The organism is Asanoa iriomotensis, from assembly GCF_016862515.1.
GTDB lineage: Bacteria > Actinomycetota > Actinomycetes > Mycobacteriales > Micromonosporaceae > Asanoa > Asanoa iriomotensis.
In genome coordinates, this window is sequence record NZ_BONC01000020.1 from 71034 (window position 1) to 88641 (window position 17608).

General features: G+C 71.6%; 14 protein-coding genes. 5 read left to right on the forward strand and 9 right to left on the reverse strand.

Translation table 11 applies throughout. The features are described from left to right. Positions 1 to 39 precede the first annotated feature (39 nt). The 9 genes from Air01nite_RS16235 to Air01nite_RS16275 all read right to left on the reverse strand — a co-directional run bounded on the left by Air01nite_RS16235 (position 40) and on the right by Air01nite_RS16275 (position 10934). Positions 40 to 195, reverse strand: a complete 156-nt coding sequence (locus tag Air01nite_RS16235; RefSeq protein WP_239090744.1) for a hypothetical protein — start codon at positions 193 to 195, stop codon at positions 40 to 42. A 69-nt stretch (positions 196 to 264) separates the two neighbouring features. Further along, positions 265 to 3666: a metalloprotease gene (locus Air01nite_RS16240; RefSeq protein WP_203703212.1), complete on the reverse strand. Its 3402-nt coding sequence runs from the start codon at positions 3664 to 3666 to the stop codon at positions 265 to 267. Positions 3667 to 3924: 258 nt separating this feature from the next. Next, positions 3925 to 5457, reverse strand: coding sequence for a S1C family serine protease (locus tag Air01nite_RS16245; protein WP_203703213.1), 1533 nt, complete (start codon positions 5455 to 5457; stop codon positions 3925 to 3927). 5 nt (positions 5458 to 5462) lie between these two features. Further along, positions 5463 to 7094: a sensor histidine kinase gene (locus tag Air01nite_RS16250; RefSeq protein ID WP_203703214.1), complete on the reverse strand. Its 1632-nt coding sequence runs from the start codon at positions 7092 to 7094 to the stop codon at positions 5463 to 5465. An 8-nt stretch (positions 7095 to 7102) separates the two neighbouring features. Beyond that, positions 7103 to 7804 (reverse strand): response regulator transcription factor, encoded by a 702-nt coding sequence (locus tag Air01nite_RS16255; protein WP_203703215.1) that lies wholly within the window; start codon positions 7802 to 7804, stop codon positions 7103 to 7105. A gap of 73 nt (positions 7805 to 7877) precedes the next feature. Beyond that, complete coding sequence (locus tag Air01nite_RS16260; protein WP_203703216.1) at positions 7878 to 8465, reverse strand: PadR family transcriptional regulator; 588 nt, start codon at positions 8463 to 8465, stop codon at positions 7878 to 7880. After that, positions 8462 to 9292 carry a DUF4097 family beta strand repeat-containing protein gene (locus tag Air01nite_RS16265; RefSeq protein ID WP_203703217.1) on the reverse strand — a complete coding sequence of 277 codons (831 nt, stop codon included), beginning with the start codon at positions 9290 to 9292 and terminating at the stop codon, positions 8462 to 8464. Before Air01nite_RS16265 ends, Air01nite_RS16260 begins: the two co-directional genes overlap by 4 nt. A gap of 74 nt (positions 9293 to 9366) precedes the next feature. Beyond that, positions 9367 to 10206 (reverse strand): lysophospholipid acyltransferase family protein, encoded by an 840-nt coding sequence (locus tag Air01nite_RS16270; protein WP_203703219.1) that lies wholly within the window; start codon positions 10204 to 10206, stop codon positions 9367 to 9369. Further along, on the reverse strand, positions 10203 to 10934 hold the full coding sequence (locus tag Air01nite_RS16275) for a GNAT family N-acetyltransferase (RefSeq protein ID WP_203703221.1): 732 nt from the start codon (positions 10932 to 10934) through the stop codon (positions 10203 to 10205). The genes Air01nite_RS16270 and Air01nite_RS16275 overlap by 4 nt, the downstream gene beginning before the upstream one ends. A 121-nt stretch (positions 10935 to 11055) precedes the next feature. Between Air01nite_RS16275 and Air01nite_RS16280 the strand changes: the two genes are divergently transcribed. The 5 genes from Air01nite_RS16280 to Air01nite_RS16300 all read left to right on the forward strand — a co-directional run bounded on the left by Air01nite_RS16280 (position 11056) and on the right by Air01nite_RS16300 (position 17575). Continuing rightward, positions 11056 to 11697, forward strand: a complete 642-nt coding sequence (locus Air01nite_RS16280) for a hypothetical protein (RefSeq protein WP_203703278.1) — start codon at positions 11056 to 11058, stop codon at positions 11695 to 11697. 64 nt (positions 11698 to 11761) lie between these two features. Further along, positions 11762 to 12676, forward strand: coding sequence for an ABC transporter ATP-binding protein (locus Air01nite_RS16285; protein WP_203703222.1), 915 nt, complete (start codon positions 11762 to 11764; stop codon positions 12674 to 12676). Then, positions 12673 to 13503, forward strand: coding sequence for an ABC transporter permease (locus Air01nite_RS16290; protein ID WP_203703223.1), 831 nt, complete (start codon positions 12673 to 12675; stop codon positions 13501 to 13503). The genes Air01nite_RS16285 and Air01nite_RS16290 overlap by 4 nt, the downstream gene beginning before the upstream one ends. Before the next feature lie 133 nt (positions 13504 to 13636). Continuing rightward, a complete protein-coding gene (locus tag Air01nite_RS16295) occupies positions 13637 to 17392 on the forward strand; it encodes a multifunctional oxoglutarate decarboxylase/oxoglutarate dehydrogenase thiamine pyrophosphate-binding subunit/dihydrolipoyllysine-residue succinyltransferase subunit (protein ID WP_203703224.1) in 3756 nt (1251 codons plus the stop codon). A 3-nt stretch (positions 17393 to 17395) separates the two neighbouring features. Further along, entirely contained in the window at positions 17396 to 17575 is a 180-nt protein-coding gene (locus Air01nite_RS16300; protein ID WP_203703225.1) for a DUF6104 family protein, read from the forward strand. Positions 17576 to 17608: the final 33 nt, after the last annotated feature.

Consider the following 17608-nt stretch of genomic DNA (forward strand, 5'->3'; position numbering starts at 1 on the left):
CGGCCCCTCCCATCGACGCGCGCTCCTACGGTAGCGCCGTCAGTCCAGCTCCGGCATCGGCACCGGCTGGGGACGCGGCCGGCAGGTGCCGCACTGCACGGCGTCCTCGACGACCAGGCCCTCGGCGCGGCCGCGGGTCTCCGAGCGGTGCACCTCCAGCAGGAACGGCCCGAACCGGGCGTGGTCCTCGCACACCCCGCGCCCGCAGAACCGGCACGACCCCCGCGCCGACTTAGGACAAAACCAACAGAGCACTAGCTCTCCTCATCCAATAATCGGGATGCAAGGACCGAGCCGGACCGTGATCTCGTCCGAATCCGTTTGTTTGATCCCGTCTACCGCGGTCACCCTGATGACGACTGCGAAGCCACCCTGTGAGGTCTCGCGCCCGTAAGGGATCGACACCTGCCCTCGGAAGGTTCCATCACCCTTCAGCGAGAAGCCGCCACTTTGTTCGAGCTGCGAAATCGACCAGGAGCCGTCAACGGAGACCAGGTCTTCGTCGCTGACATCAACGCTGACGTTCGTCGTGGCGCTGCCGCCACAGGGACCGTCCATCGGGTTCGGATCCGCAGAGAGGCCGGTCACCGACGGAGGATCATTAGGCGGTGGTGGATCCGACGTCGGTGGGTTCGTCGGCGGTGTTGTCGTCGGAGCCGTAGTCGGTGGGTTGCCCGGAGGCGGGTTGCCCGGTGGTGGGTTGCCCGGAGGCGGGTTCCCACCAGGCGGCGGGTTGCCGCCCGGAGGCGGATTGCCCTCGGGGTCCGGGTTCCCAGGCGTCGGCGTGGCGGTTGGCGTCGCGGTGGGCGACGGCGAGTCGGTCGGGCTCGGTTGCTCGCTCGGCGACGGCTCCTCGGTCGGCCCGGCCGGCCGCGGCACCTCGAGGCCGTCACCGCAGTCCAACGGCGCGTCGGTCTCGGGCGCGAGCTGGCCGTCGACCCGCACCTCACCCGCGGAGACGACGCTGCCGCCGCCTGCGCTCACCCTGTACCAGGCCTCACCGTCGTTGACCAGCCGCATCCCGGTGGCATCCAGCGACAGCGCGAGCGGCAGGAACGTCCCACTCGTGCTCGCGGTGTCGACCAGCACCCGACCGTCGGAAAGCCGCAACGTGCCATGCGGCCGCGTGCGCCGGTCGCCCTCGCTCCACAGTGCACCGACGGACACGCCGCTGCCCGCGCACAACACGGTCACGGCGCCGCCGCGGAAGGTCAGCGTCGCCGACGAGCGGTCCCGCAGGCGCACCTGGTCGCCCTCGGTCACGTAGACCTTGTCGCCCGAGGTCAGCTTCACCGGCCGCCCGTTGACCGACGCGTCCGCCGTGCCGCGGGTGGTGGCCAGCAGCGCGCGGTCGGCCGGCATCTCGGCCCAGGCCGGCCCCGGGAGCAGGTTCGTCGCGGTCAGCAGCAGCGCGAGCAGCAGGAGCAGCGCGGTCAGCCACCACAGCCGCCGCTCGAAGCGCCCGTCCACGTTCTCGTCGATCACCGGCGGCGGCCCGGGTGGCGCGGCCAGCGGCGGGTACCCGCCCGTCGGGTGCACGCCCGCGCGGGGGCCCGCGCCGACCGCCGACGCGACGACCGAGGGGTCGGCGCCGAGCAGCAGCGGTACGCCCGGCAGCGCCGGCACCGTCCACAGCCGGGTCGGCGTCCGCGCGGTCGCCACGATCCCGCCGGGGCCGTCCCCGATCGGGCCGATCAGCGTGCCCCGGCGCAGTTCGGTGCCGTCCGGCAACAGCACGCTGCCGGACTCGATGACCACGGCGTCGGTCGCGCCGCTCAGCGTCACGGGTTCGCCCGGCGCGAGCATGGCGGGCCGGGCGGCGGAGACCAGCCCCATCCGGTCCTCGGCCGACAGCGACTGCAGCGCGGGCGCCTCCGCGAAGAGCCGGTCGGCCTGGTCCCACTCCGCCGGCGGCGGCCCCGGCACCGGGCCGATCGCCCGCGACACCGCAGACGACGGCAGCGACAGCAGCGTCGTGCCCGCGGTGTGCCAGGCCAGCGCGGCCGGTGCCCCGCTCAACGCACTGGCCAGCCCGACCACGCCGCCGGCGCCGATCCGCTGGCGGACCAGCCCGGACGGGTCGTCGGGGCGGCGCGCCTCGAGAGCGCCGTCGACCACGACGTAGACGGCGCGTTGTGCCGCGCCCGCGAACACCAACTGCTGGCCGGTGCGCGGACGCACCCAGGTGGCGGTCGCGGCGAGGTCGGCGAGCGCGGCGCCGGGCAGCCGGCCGAGCGGCGAAGCGCGCAGGGCGTCGAGCCGGCGCGGTGCGTCCAGGTCGCGACGCCGCCGTTCGAGCCGGTGGCGCAGCGCGCGCACCCGGCCCGCGACCCAGCCGAACGCGAGGTAGACCAGCGGCGCGGCGAGCCCGCAGATCACGGCGAACAGCAGGATCCGGGCCGGCCACCCGGAACGCCACAGGCCGATGGTCAGCCCGGCGACCCGGTCGGTCCAGATCCGCCAGCCCAGGTTGACCGCGATCGCCACCCAGAGCACGGCGACGGTCCCGTAGAGCGCGACCAGCCGCCCCTCGCGGTCCAGCTCGGCCCAGCGCGGCGGGCGGCGGCGCAACCGGCTGACCACGTAGGTGAGGCCCCTGGCCCGCAGGTTCGGGATCTCCAGCCAGTCCATCAGCAGGTAGTAGCCGTCGAGCGCGAGGAACGGGTTGAGGTTGAACAGCGCGTTGAGGTACCACGCGAACGCGAGCTTGAACGTCCACGGCGCGGCCTCGGGCACGAAGACGCCGACCAGCCCCGCGATGCCGGCCAGCACGAGCCCGGTGGCCGGCCCGGCGGCCGTGGTGGTCATCCGCGCCCGGCGCCCGGCCATCCACACGTCGGTGGTGTCGACGAAGACCGAGGGGATGCCGAAGTAGACGAGGAAGCCGGCCGCGGGCACCCGCCGACCGGCGTGCTTGGTGGCCAGGGCGTGGCCGAGCTCGTGGCAGGCCAGCGCGAGCACGTTGAGCCCGAGCAGCACGGCCGCGCCGACGGCGTACGAGCCTCCGGTCAGGAAGATCGCCTCTTCGCCGTGCCACCAGGTCCAGCCGAACGACACCAGGCCGGCCACGGCGACGAGCCCGAGCAGCGCGACGACGGCCTTGTGGAAGAGCAGGCGCCCGCCGGCCCGGTAGAGGAACGTGACCAGCGGGTCGATGTTGGCGACCACGGTGCGGCGGCCCTGCGCGAACGCCAGCAGCGTGCGACCGAGCCGCAGCGGCCAGGGCCGGCGGCGCACCCGGGCCAGCGGTTTGAACGCGTCGACCGGCAGCTCGGCCAGCATCCGGTTGGCGGCGAGGTCGGCGACCACCCGGGTGACCTGGTCGGGCGCGAGGCGCCCACCGATCCGGGCGAACTCCGCGACGAGCCGGGCGACCGTGCGCGTGCCGTCCATCAGCGTCGCGAGCTGCCACTCCTCGGGCGTCAGCCGCAGATAGCAGGCCCCGCCGCGGTCGTCCGGCGAGCGGAGCATCACGTACGGCACACCGCGCACGGAGACCAGGTCGACCTGCTCGATGCCGGCGCGCAGCACGGGCCGCGCCCGTGCCGGGTTGAGCCGCTCGACGACGGCTGCCCACATGCCGGGGTCGTGCGGACCCACCGGCTGCCCTGGCGCCCGCCCGGCCAGCGCCTCCCACACACTCACCCGGGTCTCGACGACCGTCACGGTGCCCCACCCTCCGACTCCCCCACCGGGGTTGGAGACTAGGCCCGCTCATCGATCGTATTCGACTCCGCGTCCGCTACCCGACACCCACACACAGGCAGGATCGGCCGGCGGTCACCGGCCGATCACCTACCGCAGACAAAGTGGTGGCGGGTGACACAGCCAACCCCCGAGGGCCGTGTCACCCGCCACCTTTTGGGAGGAGGACCGTCACCGCGGGTCACGCGGACTTCGAGTCCCAGGTGTGCGCTCTTGCAGTTATGACGCTTCGGTGAGCGTCACGGTTGCGGTGTTTTCCGAACCGTTCCGGGTGTACGTGAGTTGCACCTGGTCACCGACCTTGTGCGACTGCACCGCGGCGACGAGCTCATCGGAGCTGGTGATGGCCTCGTCGCCGAACTTGGTCACCACGTCGCCCTGCTGCAGCCCGGCCTTGGCGGCCGCGCTGTTCGGGGAGACGGCGGAGATGATCGCGCCGTTGCCGTTCTCCTGGTCGGCCACCTGCACACCCAGCGCGGCGTGCGAGACCTTCTCGCCGTTGCGGAGGGCGTTGGCGACCTGCTCGGCCTTGGCGCTCGGGATCGCGAACCCGACGCCGATGCTGCCGTTGCCCTGGCCCGAGGTGGCGATCGCGGTGTTGATGCCGATCACCTCGCCGTTGGTGTTGACCAGCGCACCACCCGAGTTGCCCGGGTTGATTGGCGCGTCGGTCTGCAGCAGGCCGGACAGCGACGTCGCGGTCGGCTGCTGCTGGCTGTCGCCGCCGCCGAACGGGTTGGGCTGTTGCTGCTGCTCGGACTGGGTGCGGATCGTGCGGTCCTTGGCGCTGATGATGCCGGCCGTCACCGAGCCCTGCAGGCCCAACGGGCTGCCCAGGGCCAGCACCGTGTCGCCGACCTGCACCGCGGAGCTGTCGCCGAACTTGGCCGGGCTCAGGCCCGACACGCCGGTCGCCTTGACCACGGCGAGGTCGCTCTTGGGGTCGGTGCCGACGATGGTCGCGCTGGCCCGCTTGCCGTTGTCGAAGACCACCTGGACGGTGTCGCCGCCCGCGCTGGCCACGACGTGGTTGTTGGTCAGCACGTAGCCGTCGTCGGTGAGCACCACGCCGGAGCCCTCGCCGCTGCCGGTGGTGACCGAGACGATGCTCGGCTCGACCTTCTGCGCGATCTCGGCGAGCGACGACCGGTTGACCACCGGCGCCGCGGCCGCGCGGGCCCGGGCGTTGTCGTTGTCGTTGCCCTGCAGGGCCGCGCCGATCACGCCGCCGACCAGGCCGGCGCCGAGCAGCAGCACGAGCGCGACGGCGAGACCGGCGATCCACCGGCCGACGCGGGTGGGTCGCTGCGGACCTGGCGCGTGCTGCCAGTGCTGCCCGGGCGGCGGAGGCGGCGCGCCCGGACCACCGCCGGCCCAGGGGATGGGAGTGCCGTGCTGGCCGCCGGCGGGGTAGCCGGTCTGGCCGTAGGACGGGTAGCTGTACTGCGGGTAGCCCGAGCCGGTCTGCGGATATCCGCCGGCCTGTGCGTAGCCGCCCGCCTGCGGCGGCTGCGGAGCCGGCGCCTGCCAGGGGCTGCGCGGCGCTTCCGCGGGCTGTGCCGACACCGGCGTGCCGCTGACCGGCTGGGGGTTGGTGGGGAGGGTGGGCTGCTGGGCCGTGGGCTGCTCGCCCGCCTGGTGCGCCGTGGGCTGCTCGCCCCCGTGCGGGCGCGGCTGCTCCGGCGCGGGCCCGGAGCCCGGTTCGGCGTCCCGCTCGGGGTCGTGCCGGGGGTCGCTTTCGTGCTCGGTCATGCCGTTTACCTTTCCCCACCGCTCTGCGACCCGCCTGGGGCCGGGCTGAGCGTTGTCTGAGAGTGCCCGTGCGGTTCCGCGCCGTTGCCGCCCGGGCCGTGCCCGTCCTGGTCCGGGAAGTCCTGGTCGTCGTCGCCACCGCCGGCCAGCGGCAGCCGGACCCGGAAGGTGGAACCGTGGCCGGGCACGCTGTCGACCTCGACCGTGCCGCCGTGCGCGCGGACCAGGGCCGCGACGATCGCGAGCCCCAGGCCGGTGCTGTTGGCCTCACGGTCGCGCCGGCGTGCGGCGTCCGCCCGGTAGAACCGTTCGAAGACGCGTTCGGCCTGCTCCGGCGGGAGACCCTGGCCGGTGTCGACCACCTCGACGATGGCCGAGCCGCCGTCGGAACGCAGCCGCACGGTGATCTTGGCGTCCGCCGGCGTATGGATGATCGCGTTGGTCAGCAGGTTGCCCAGCACCTGGCGGAGCCGGGCGTCGTCGGCCCGCACCACCAGCAGCCCCGCCCGCGGCGCCACCTCTATCGAGATGTCGCGCTCGGGCGCCATCGCCTGCGCGGCCTGCACCGCCTCGCTGGCGAGCACGCGCAGCTCCACCGGGGACAGCGACAACGGTCGCTCCCGATCAAGACGGGCGAGCAGCAGCAGGTCCTCCACGAGGAGACCCATCCTGGCCGCCTCGTCCTCGATGCGACGGACCAGCCGTGCGGTGTCGCCGGGCGACGCGGCCGCGCCCTGCCGGTAGAGCTCGGCGAAGCCACGGATGCTCGTCAGCGGCGTACGCAACTCGTGTGAGGCGTCCGCGACGAACTGCCGCATGCGTTCCTCGGAGCGCAACGCCCGCGACTCCGACGCCTGCGCGGCGAACGCCGCGTCCCGGGCGGCGGCCTCCGACTCGGCCCGTGCGGCGAACGCGGTCTCGATCTGGGTGAGCATCGTGTTCAGCGCGCGGGACAGCCGGCCCAGCTCGGTCTTGGGCTCGTCGACGCCCGGCTCGGGGTCGGGCACACGTTGACTGAGGTCGCCGGCCGCGATCGCGACCGTCGTGCGTTCGATCTGGCGCAACGGTTTCAGGTTGCTGCGGACTATCGCCGCGCCGAGCGTGGCCAGCACGATCAGCACGGTGCCGCCCGCCAGCCCGTCGATCCAGAGCAGCTGTTTGACAGTGTGGTCGACGTCGGCGAGGTTGTAGCCGACGACGACGATCGCGGTGCTGTTCTGCGGCTGGACCATCAGCACCCGCCAGCGCGTCTGGCTGCCGATCGCCTTGATCGTGTACGGGTCGTTCTGGTGCTGCCGCAGCGACTGCTGTAGGCCGGTGTAGTTCTGCGGCAGGTCCGGGCCGTCGGGCGTGAAGAGCTGGCTGGGCCGGCTGCTCAGGTCGTTGAGGGTCGGCTGGTCCGGGGTGGACGCGACGGCGAACGCGTTGTCGCCCACCGCGAACTGGATGTTGTCGCGGAGCAGCGTCTGCACGTTGTTGTTGAGGCTGCGCAGGTTGCCGTCGACCTGGTCGAGCAGGTAGTTGCGCAGGAAGAACGTGCTGGCCGCACCGATCACCAGCAGGGCCGCGGTGACCAGCGCCAGGACGGCGGCGACGAGCTTGACGCGCAGCGGTGTGCCGCGCAGGGGGGCCATCATGAATGGCCCTAGGCGGCTGGCTTGCGGAGCACGTATCCGACACCACGCAGGGTGTGGATCAGCCGCGGCTGGCCGTTGTCGATCTTGCGACGCAGGTAGGAGATGTAGCTCTCCACGATGTTGTCGTCGCCGCGGAAGTCGTAGTTCCACACGTGGTCGAGGATCTGCGCCTTGGACAGCACCCGGTTGGCGTTGAGCATCAGGTAGCGCAGCAGCTTGAACTCGGTGGGGGAAAGCTGGACCCGCTGGCCCGCGCGGTAGACCTCGTGGGTCTCCTCGTCGAGCTCGAGGTCGGCGAACGTGAGCCGGGAGGCGCTCTGGTCACCGGAGGTGGTGCGGCGCAGCACGGCCCGGATGCGGGCGGTCAGCTCCTCGAGGCTGAACGGCTTGGTGACGTAGTCGTCGCCGCCCAGCGTCAAGCCGCGGATCTTGTCGTCGGTGGCGTCGCGGGCGGTCAGGAACACCACGGGTGTACGGGTGCCGCCTTCCCGCATCAGCCTTATCACCTCGAAGCCGTCGAGGTCGGGCAGCATCACGTCGAGGACGACGAGGTCCGGCCTGCGGTCCTTCGCCGCGCTGACTGCCGAGCTGCCGCTGGTCGCCGTGCTCACTTCGAAGCCGGCGAACTTGAGACTGGCGGAGAGCAGCTCGAGGATGTTGGGGTCGTCCTCGACGACCAGCAGGCGTGCCTCGGTCTGTGGTGCGGCCATGACACCATCATTGACCCGCACGCTGTGGCGGCGCTGGATTGAAGCTGAAAGTCCGCTGTGCGTGACCTACGCCTCACCGCTGGAGCCGGCGCAGGCCGTCGAGCACGCCGTCGAGCAGGCGGGACGCGGTGCGGAGCTGGTCGTCGCTGAACCGCCCACGGCGGACGATAGCGCGCACCTCGTCGGTGAACGCCGCCAGCCGGCGGTCGAAGTCCTCCTGCGGATCGCTCTGTGCCCGGGTGCCGATCTGCACCTCGAAGACCCAGGGACTCCTCTTCGTCTGCCGCGTCGCCTCGCGCAGCTCGCGCTTCAGGTCGCGCGCCGAGCCGCGTACCTCCGCCTGGATCTCGGCCGCCAGGTCGCTCACCGACTTGTTGATGTCCTGCTCGAGGTCGGCCAGCTCACCGGCCCGTTGGCGCAGCTCGGCCCGCCCGCCCTCGGTGATGGAGTAGGTCTTGCGCCCACCCGCGGCGGTGTGCGTGACCAGACCCTCGGTCTCCATCCGGGCGAGCCGGGGATAGATCGTGCCCGCGCTGGGCGCGTAGGTGCCGTGGAACCGGTCGGCCAGCAGCCGGATGAGCTCGTAGCCGTGCTTCGGGCCGTCGTCGAGCAGCTTGAGCAGGTAGAGGCGCAACCGCCCATGGCTGAACACGGCCGTCATTCCGGCGTATCTCCTTCCGTGTCGACCGGTCGCGCCAGCAACGCGATGCTGCCGGAAACGGTCGTCGCCCAGAGTTTGCCGGTGCCGCGGCCCAGGACGCCGCGCCGGTCCTGCCGCACGCCGCGCTGCTGGTGGCCGAGCTGCGGGAAGGCGCTGGTGATCTGGCCCGACTGGGAGTGCAGGTCGACGGTCAGGTCGGCGTCCTGCCGGACCCGCACGGTGACGCTGCCGGAGGTGGTGCGCAGCCGCAACTCGCGGTGGTGCGGGTTGTCAAGATCACAGGTGACCGCGCCGGACACGGTCGTCATCTCGACCCGGTCGGCCGCGCTGTCGGCGAGTACGAGCTCACCCGAGACGGTCTTCATGCTCAGGTCGCCGTCGACGCCGAGCGCCTCGACCGGGCCCGAGACGACCTTGGCCCGGGTGCGCCCGCCCAGGCCCATCAGGGTGATCCGCCCGGACGTCAGGTCGACCTCGGTGTCCTCGCGGAGGCCGGCGGCGACCACGGCGCCGTCGACGAGCCGCAGGTAGGCGGCGGTGGCGTGGGGCACGGCGATCGAGACCTCGACCCGGAACCGGCGGTGGAGCTGCCCGATCCACCACAACACTCCCGGAAAGCGCGGAAGGCGGTTGTGGCGGACGACGAGAGTACGGTCGACCACCTCGACGATCACCGGGGTGCGCCCGGCCCGGGTGATGTCGAGCCGCGCGGGGCCTTCGCCGCCGACCAGGTTGATCCGGCCGGAGACAAGGTTGACGTCGACGCGGTCGACCGGCGCGTCGATGCTGATCTGGCGTGGCTCCTCGACGACCCAGCGGTTGGACACGACCCACCTCCCAAGTGCCGCTTGAGCATATCGCGATGTATCGCGTTACGCCAGCGGCCCTCGGGCAGGTGTCGTCAGGCGGCCAGCGCGAGCGGCACCGGGATCGGGGTCTCCTCGACGTCGACCGGCACGGGCAGGAACACCGGGGTGCCGACCGCGGCCTGCGCCACGCGGGCCAGCGCCCGGCGGGAGGCTTCCGGCTCCGGGTGCAGGGCCGGCGCGACGGACACCGAGGCGACCGGCTTCGGCAGCGCGAGCACCCGGCGGACGGAGGCCCACAGGGTCTCGTCGCCGATGAACGACGCTTCCGGGCCGCCGTACCGCAGCGTGACCGGAACGATCGTCGCACCGGCGTCGATCGCGGCCTGGAACATCGCGGGGCGGAACGTGCCGACGGACGCGCCACAGCCGGTCGTGCCCTCGGGGAAGACCGTCACCACGGCACCGGACCGCAGGGCGGCGGCGACGTCGGCGACCGTGTCGGGGAGCGTCTTCGGCCGGGCCCGGTCGACGAAGATCGTGCCGCCGGAGGCGGCCAGCGCGCCGAACAGCGGCCAGCCCTTGACCTCGACCTTGGCCAGCATCCGGCCCGGCGCGACAGCGAGCAGCGCGACGATGTCGAGCCAGGAGACGTGGTTGGCGACAACCAGGGCCTTGCCGCGCGGCGGGCGGCCGCGCAGCCGCAACCGCACGCCCAGCGCCGCGAGCGTGAGCCGCCCCCAGGCCTTGCCGGCCCGGTCCCGGCCACGCTCGGTGAGCAGCGGCAGCACCGGCACCAGCAGGGCGCCGGCCAGCACCGCGCCCAGCAGCCGGACGAAACGCAGCACCTGCAGCGCCTTCGGCGCCTCGGTCCGCTCGTCGCCGGTCGCCAGGCAGTCGTTGCCGCAGTCGTTCTGCGGACGCCACAGACTCACTGATCGACTCCCAGGAAGTGCCGGCGGTAGCGCGGGTCGATCCGGTCCGTGGAGAGCAGCACGTAGAGGTCGGCGCAGTCGAAGTCCGGGTCGTACGCCGGCTCGCCGCAGACCCAGGCGCCCAGCCGCAGGTAACCGCGGAGCAGGGGCGGCATGGCCGCGCTCGACGCCGCCTCGGCCGACGGGACCTCCCACGGGTGGTGCGGGCTGACCCGCATCCGCGGCGGCGAGAGGTGCTTGGTGCGCACCCGCTCCCAGACGGAGCCGGCCATCTTGCCGCCGTCGTCCAGCGGGATCGACGCGCAGCCGCCCAGCCACCGCTTGTTGTGCAGGTGCAGGTAGCGGGCGATGCCGGCCCACATCAGGTTGATCACCGCGCCGGAGCGGTGCTCGGGTGCGACACACGACCGGCCGGTTTCGACCAGCGCGTCGCGCAGCGGGTCCAGCGCGGTCAGGTCGAACTCGGTGTCGCCGTATCGGCGGTCCACGCGGCCGGGGGGCAGCATCCGGTAGGTGCCGACGATCGCGCCCGACTTGTCGTCGCGGACGATCAGGTGGTCGCAGGCGTCGTCGAACTCGTCGACGTCGTGCCCCGGGACCGTGGTGTGCAGCGTGGCGCCAAGCTCCTCGGCGAACACCTGGTAGCGCAGCCGTTGAGCGGCGGCCACCTGCTTCGCGTCGTCCGCGATCAGCAGGGTGTAGCCGCCGGTCCTGGTCAGGAGGTCCATGCGTTCTGTGTAAGTGTGCTGGCTACCACATGCGTGTCGGCCAACGGGTGCGTGGATGTCGATTGCGTGAACGCCGGACCTCGGCGCTCTGTGCGAAGGTGTGCAGGTGGACAGCCGTTCGATGATCATCGCGAGCCGGTTCAACGGCCCGCCGGGCACTGGCAACGGTGGATATTCCGCCGGTACGTTCGCCGTTCTCGTGGACGACGGCGTCCCCGAGGTCACGTTGGTCAAGCCACCGCCGCTCGAGGTGCCGCTGGCGGCGTCCGCGGGGTCCGTCGTCGACCCGGCCGGCGAGGTGATCGCGGCGGTCCGCGCCGTGCCGTCGTTCGAGCCCGTGGCGCCGCCCGTCACGCTGGACGCCGCGGTCGAGGCGGCGACCCGGTACGCCGGCTTCGCCGACCATCCGTTCCCCACCTGCTATGTCTGCGGCCCGGAGCGCTCCGACGGGTTGCGGGTCTTCCCCGGCCCGATCGACGGCGCCGTGGCGGCGCCGTTCACCGCGCCGGCCTCGGTGACGGCCGAGACGGTCTGGGCCGCGTTGGACTGCCCCGGCGGCTGGTCGGTGCTCTCGCCCGGCCGGGCGTACGTGCTGGGCCGGATGGCCGCGATCGTCGGTGCGCTGCCGGAGCCCGGCAGCCAGTCGGTCGCGGTCGGCATGCTCTCGTCCGTCGAGGGCCGCCGCGCGGCGGTGCACACCGCCCTCTACACGCCGGCCGGCGACCTGTTGGCCCACGCCCGCGCCACCTGGGTGGCGATTTGAGGACACCGCTTGTCACACCCCGCCGGTATGGTGTGCGCGTCATCGTCCCGGGGGGAGGAGTGAGATGTCCGACGGCCAGATAGTCGTCTCAGGTCTCACCAAGCGCTACAAGAACCTGTTGGCAGTCGACGACCTGTCTTTCAGCGTGGCCTCCGGCCGCGTCACCGGCTTCCTCGGCCCCAACGGCGCCGGCAAGACGACGACGCTACGCATGCTGCTCAACCTGGTCACGCCGACCGGCGGCACGGCCACCATCGGCGGCCGGCGCTATGCCGACCTCACCGACCCTTTGCGCACGGTGGGCGCGGTGCTCGAGGCGTCCAGCGCCCACCGGGGCCGCACCGGCCGCAACCACCTGCGGGTGCTCTGCGCCGCGGCCGGCCTGCCCAGCCACCGCGCCGACGAGGTGCTGGAGATGGTCGGTCTCACGCCCGCGGCGAAGCGCAAGTTCAAGGGCTACTCGCTCGGCATGCGCCAACGCCTGGGCATCGCGGCCGCGATGCTCGGTGACCCGCACGTGCTGATCCTCGACGAGCCGGCCAACGGCCTCGACCCCGAGGGCATCCGGTGGATGCGCAGCTTCCTGCAGGGCCTGGCCCAGCAGGGCCGCACCGTGCTCGTGTCGAGCCACCTGCTCTCCGAGATGGAGCTCCTCGCCGACGACGTCGTGATCATCGCGGCCGGCAAGCTGGTCCGGCAGGGCCCGGTCGCCGAGGTCCTGGCGTCGATGACCACCACCGCGCACGTCCGGGTCCGCACGCCGCAGGCCGAGGCGTTGACGGCCGCCCTGACCGAGGTCCCGGGCGCGAGCGTGACGCCAAGGTCCGACGGCACGCTGCTGGTCACCGGCGTCGAGGCACCCGCCATCGGCAAGGCGGCCCTGGCCGGCGGCGTCGAGCTGCACGAGCTGACCCCCGAGCGCCCCGACCTCGAAGGCGTGTTCCTGGAGCTCACGGCCGGAAAGGCGGGCATCCGATGAGGCTGGTCAAGGCCGAGGTGGTCAAGCTGCTGACCACCAACACCTGGTGGCTGTTCGCGCTGGGCGCGCTCGTCACCTGGGCGGGCACGTTCGCCATCAACGCGACCGTCGCGCACTTCACGATGGGCGCCGCCGCCCCCGAGGGTGTCTCGACCGAGGACGCGGCCAACTTCGCCGTGGTCAGCGACCAGATCTACCAGGCGGCCAACCTCTACACGTCGGGCCAGTTCTTCGGCCTGCTGTTCGTCGTGCTGCTCGGCATCGTGATGGTGACCAGCGAGTTCTACCACCAGACGGCGACGTCGACGTTCCTGACGACACCGCACCGCACCGCCGTGATCAGCGCCAAGCTGGTCGTCGCGGCGGTCGCCGGCCTGCTGTTCTGGCTGTTCACCACGGCACTCAACATCCCGGCCACGATGATCTTCCTAGGTGCCGAAGACCTGCCGACCCACCTGGGCGACAGCATCGTGCAGCGGGCGATCCTGCTCAACGGCCTCGCCTACCTGCTGTGGGGCATCCTCGGCGTCGGCATCGGCGTGCTCATCCGCAGCCAGATCGCGGCGACGGTCACCTCGGTGCTGGCCTACCTGCTCGGCACGGCCCTGATCGGCGTCCTGTTCACCCTGCTGGCCGGCTGGCTCAACCAGGACTGGATCGAGAAGATCCAGTACGGTCTGCCGTCGGTCGCTTCGGGCCTGATGGTCGCGGGCCGCAACCTACCCAACCAGCCCGACTACTGGGTCGGCGCGGTGGTCCTGATCATCTGGGCGGTCGTCACCGGCACGATCGGCACCCTCATCACGCGCAGGCGGGACATCTCCTAACGCCCTCTAGCGTTTTAACCTGTGAGACGTGACACGGACGGACGTCGGCGACGGCCGTCCATGTCGCGCGGCGTAGCCTTGAAAAGGTCTTCTCACACAAACACACAGCGCGCGGAAGAGGCGATTACCGGCCGTGTCGAGCCAGCAGACATCCGATAACCCACTGGCGGGTTTCGGCCCCAATGAGTGGATTGTCGACGAGATGTACCAGCGCTATCTCGCGGATCCGACGAGCGTAGACCCGGCGTGGCACGACTTCTTCGCCGACTACCGGCCAGACAACGACGGCACGTCGCCCACCCAGGCGACCGCGGCCACGGCGCAGCAGAGCGCCGCCCGGGCCGGCACCGACGCCCCCGGCGCGCCGTCGTCCCCCGAACCCCGCGCGGCCGCCGCCAAGCCCGCCGCCCCGGCCACCGCGAAGAGTGACGGCAAGGTGAAAACCGCCACGAAGGCCCCGGCACAGCCCACTCTGGCTCCCGCCAAGGCCAAGGCACCCGCTCCCGCGCCCGCGCCCGCGAAGGAGCCGGCCGAGAAGACGGCCGAGACCACCCCGCTGCGCGGCGTCGCCGCCCGGATCGTGCAGAACATGGACGCCTCGCTCGCGGTGCCGACCGCGACCAGCGTCCGGGCCGTGCCGGCGAAGCTCCTCGTCGACAACCGCATCGTGATCAACAACCACCTGGCCCGCGGCCGCGGTGGCAAGGTCAGCTTCACCCACCTGATCGGCTGGGCGATGGTCCGCGCGCTGCGCGCGAACGCCGAGATGAACAACTCGTTCACCGAGGTCGGCGGCAAGCCCGCGGTCGTGCAGCCCGCGCACGTCAACCTCGGCATCGCGATCGACCTCAAGCGCCCCGACGGCACCCGCTCGCTGGTCGTGCCGTCGATCAAGGCCGCCGAGACGATGGACTTCCGGGGCTTCTGGCAGGCCTACGAGGACATCGTGCGGCGGGCCCGGCGCAACGAGCTGACGATGGACGACTACGCCGGCACCACGATCTCGCTGACCAACCCGGGCGGCATCGGCACCGTGCACTCCCAGCCGCGGCTGATGGTCGGCCAGGGCACGATCATCGGCGTCGGCGCCATGGAATACCCGGCGCCGTACGCCGGCATGTCCGAGGAGAAGCTGGCCGAGCTCGCCGTCAGCAAGATCATCACGCTGACCAGCACCTACGACCACCGGATCATCCAGGGCGCGCAGTCCGGCGAGTTCCTCAAGACCATCCACGAGCTGGTCCTGGGCGAGCACGGGTTCTACGACCAGATCTTCACCTCGCTGCGCATCCCCTACGAGCCGGTCCGCTGGATGCGCGACGTCGCGGTCAGCTCCGAGGGCGCGATCGACAAGACCGCGCGCGTGATCGAGCTGATCCACGCTTATCGCGTGCGCGGCCACCTGATGGCCGACACCGACCCGCTCGAGTTCAAGATGCGCAAGCACCCCGACCTCGACGTGCTCGAGCACGACCTGACCCTGTGGGACCTCGACCGCAGCTTCCCGGTCGGCGGCTTCGCCGGCAAGCAGACGATGAAGCTGCGCGACATCCTCGGCGTGCTGCGCGACAGCTACTGCCGCCGGGTCGGCGTCGAATACATGCACATCCAGGACCCGGAAGAGCGGCGCTGGATCCAGGAGCGCATAGAGCGCAAATACGAGAAGCCGGGTGTCGAGGACCAGAAGCACATCCTCAACCGGCTCAACGCGGCCGAGGCGTTCGAGACCTTCCTGCAGACAAAATTCGTCGGCCAGAAGCGGTTCTCGCTCGAGGGTGGCGAGTCGCTGATCCCGCTGCTCGACGAGGTGCTGCAGACCGCGGCCGAGGGCGACCTCGACGAGGTCGTGATAGGGATGGCACACCGCGGCCGGCTCAACGTGCTGGCCAACATCGTCGGCAAGCCGTACGAGAAGATCTTCTCCGAGTTCGAGGGGCACATCGACCCGAAGTCGGCGCACGGCTCCGGCGACGTGAAATACCACCTCGGCCAGAACGGCAAGTTCACGACGCCCGACGGCGAGCACGCCATCAGCGTCTCGGTGACCGCCAACCCGTCGCACCTCGAAGCGGTCGACCCGGTGATGGAGGGCATCGTCCGGGCCAAGCAGGACCGCATCGACCTCAAGCTGGAGGGCTACACCGTCCTGCCGCTGGCGATCCACGGTGACGCCGCGTTCGCCGGCCAGGGCGTGGTCGCGGAGACGCTCAACCTCTCGCAGCTGCGCGGCTACCGCACCGGCGGCACCGTGCACGTGGTGGTCAACAACCAGGTCGGCTTCACCACCGCACCGGAATACTCGCGCTCCTCGCTCTACTCGACCGACGTCGCCCGGATGATCCAGGCGCCGATCTTCCACGTGAACGGCGACGACCCCGAGGCCGTCGTCCGGGTCGCCCGGCTGGCCTTCGAATACCGCCAGGCGTTCAACAAGGACGTGGTGATCGACCTGGTCTGCTACCGGCGGCGCGGCCACAACGAGGGCGACGACCCGTCGATGACCAACCCGCTGATGTACGCGATCATCGACCAGAAGCGCTCCGTGCGGAAGCTCTACACCGAGGAGCTGATCGGCCGGGGCGACATCACCGTCGACGACGCCGAGGAGCTGCTCCGCGACTACCAGTCCCAGCTCGAGCAGGTGTTCAAGGCGACCCGCGACGCGGCCGCCGGCGGCACCCGCCCGGCGCGCACCCGCACGGCCGAGCCGGAGCCGGCGGTGGAGACCGCGGTCTCCGTCGAGGCGGTGCGCGCGGTCGGCAACGCCCACGTCGACCTGCCGGAGGGCTTCACCCCGCACAAGCGGCTGCTGCAACTGCTCGACCGGCGGCACAAGATGTCCGTCGAGGGCAACATCGACTGGGGCTTCGGCGAGATCATCGCGTTCGGCACGCTGCTCGCCGACGGGGTCACCGTCCGACTGGCCGGCCAGGACTCGCGCCGCGGCACGTTCGTGCAGCGGCACGCCTCGGTCGTCGACGCCGACACCGGCCGCGACTTCCTCCCGCTGGCCACGCTCGCCAAGGACCGCGCGCGGTTCTTCGTGCACGACTCGCTGCTGTCCGAATATGCGGCGATGGGCTTCGAGTACGGCTACTCGGTGGAGAACCGCGAGGCGCTCGTGCTCTGGGAGGCGCAGTTCGGCGACTTCGCCAACGGCGCACAGTCGGTGGCCGACGAGTTCATCAGCTCGGGCGAGGTCAAGTGGGGCCAGCAGTCGGCGCTGACGCTGCTGCTCCCGCACGGTCACGAGGGCCAGGGCCCCGACCACACCTCGGGCCGGCCGGAGCGCTGGCTGCAGATGGCGGCCGAGGACAACATCCGGGTGGCCATCCCGACGACGCCGGCCAACTACTTCCACCTGCTGCGCCGCCAGGCCCTCTCGCCGAAGCGCAAGCCGCTGGTGGTGTTCACGCCCAAGTCGTTGCTGCGGCACAAGCTGGTCACGTCGCCGGTCGAGGACTTCACCACGGGCACGTTCCAGCCGGTCATCCCCGACACCAGCGGGCTCGACCCGGCACGCGTGCGGCGGGTGCTGCTCTGCTCGGGCAAGGTCTACTACGACCTTGTCCAGGCGCGCACCGAGCGGAAGATCACCGACACCGCGCTGCTGCGCGTCGAGCAGCTCTACCCGCTGCCGGTCGACGAGCTGAAGACCGCCCTCGCGCAGTTCCCGAACGCGGTCGACTTCGCCTGGGTCCAGGAGGAGCCGGCCAACCAGGGTGCCTGGTCGTTCGTGGCGCTCAACCTGCTGGAGCACCTCGAGGGCGTCCGGCTGCGGCGGATCTCCCGCCCGGCCGCCGCGGCGCCGGCGGTGGGTTCCACGAAGCTGCACGACGCGGAGCAGCACGCGCTGGTCGAGGCCGCGCTGCCCCGGCTCCCGGAGTAGCCCGTGTACTTCACCGATCGCGGCATCGAGGAGCTGATCAAGCGCCGGGGCGCGGAGACGGTGTCGCTGGAGTGGGTCGCCGACCGACTCCGGGACTTCGTCGACGACAACCCGGAGTTCGAGACGCCGATGGAGCGCTTCGCCACCTGGCTGGCGCGCCTCGACGACGAGGACGACGACTAAGATCACTGCGCCCCACACACCTGGCTCGGTAGG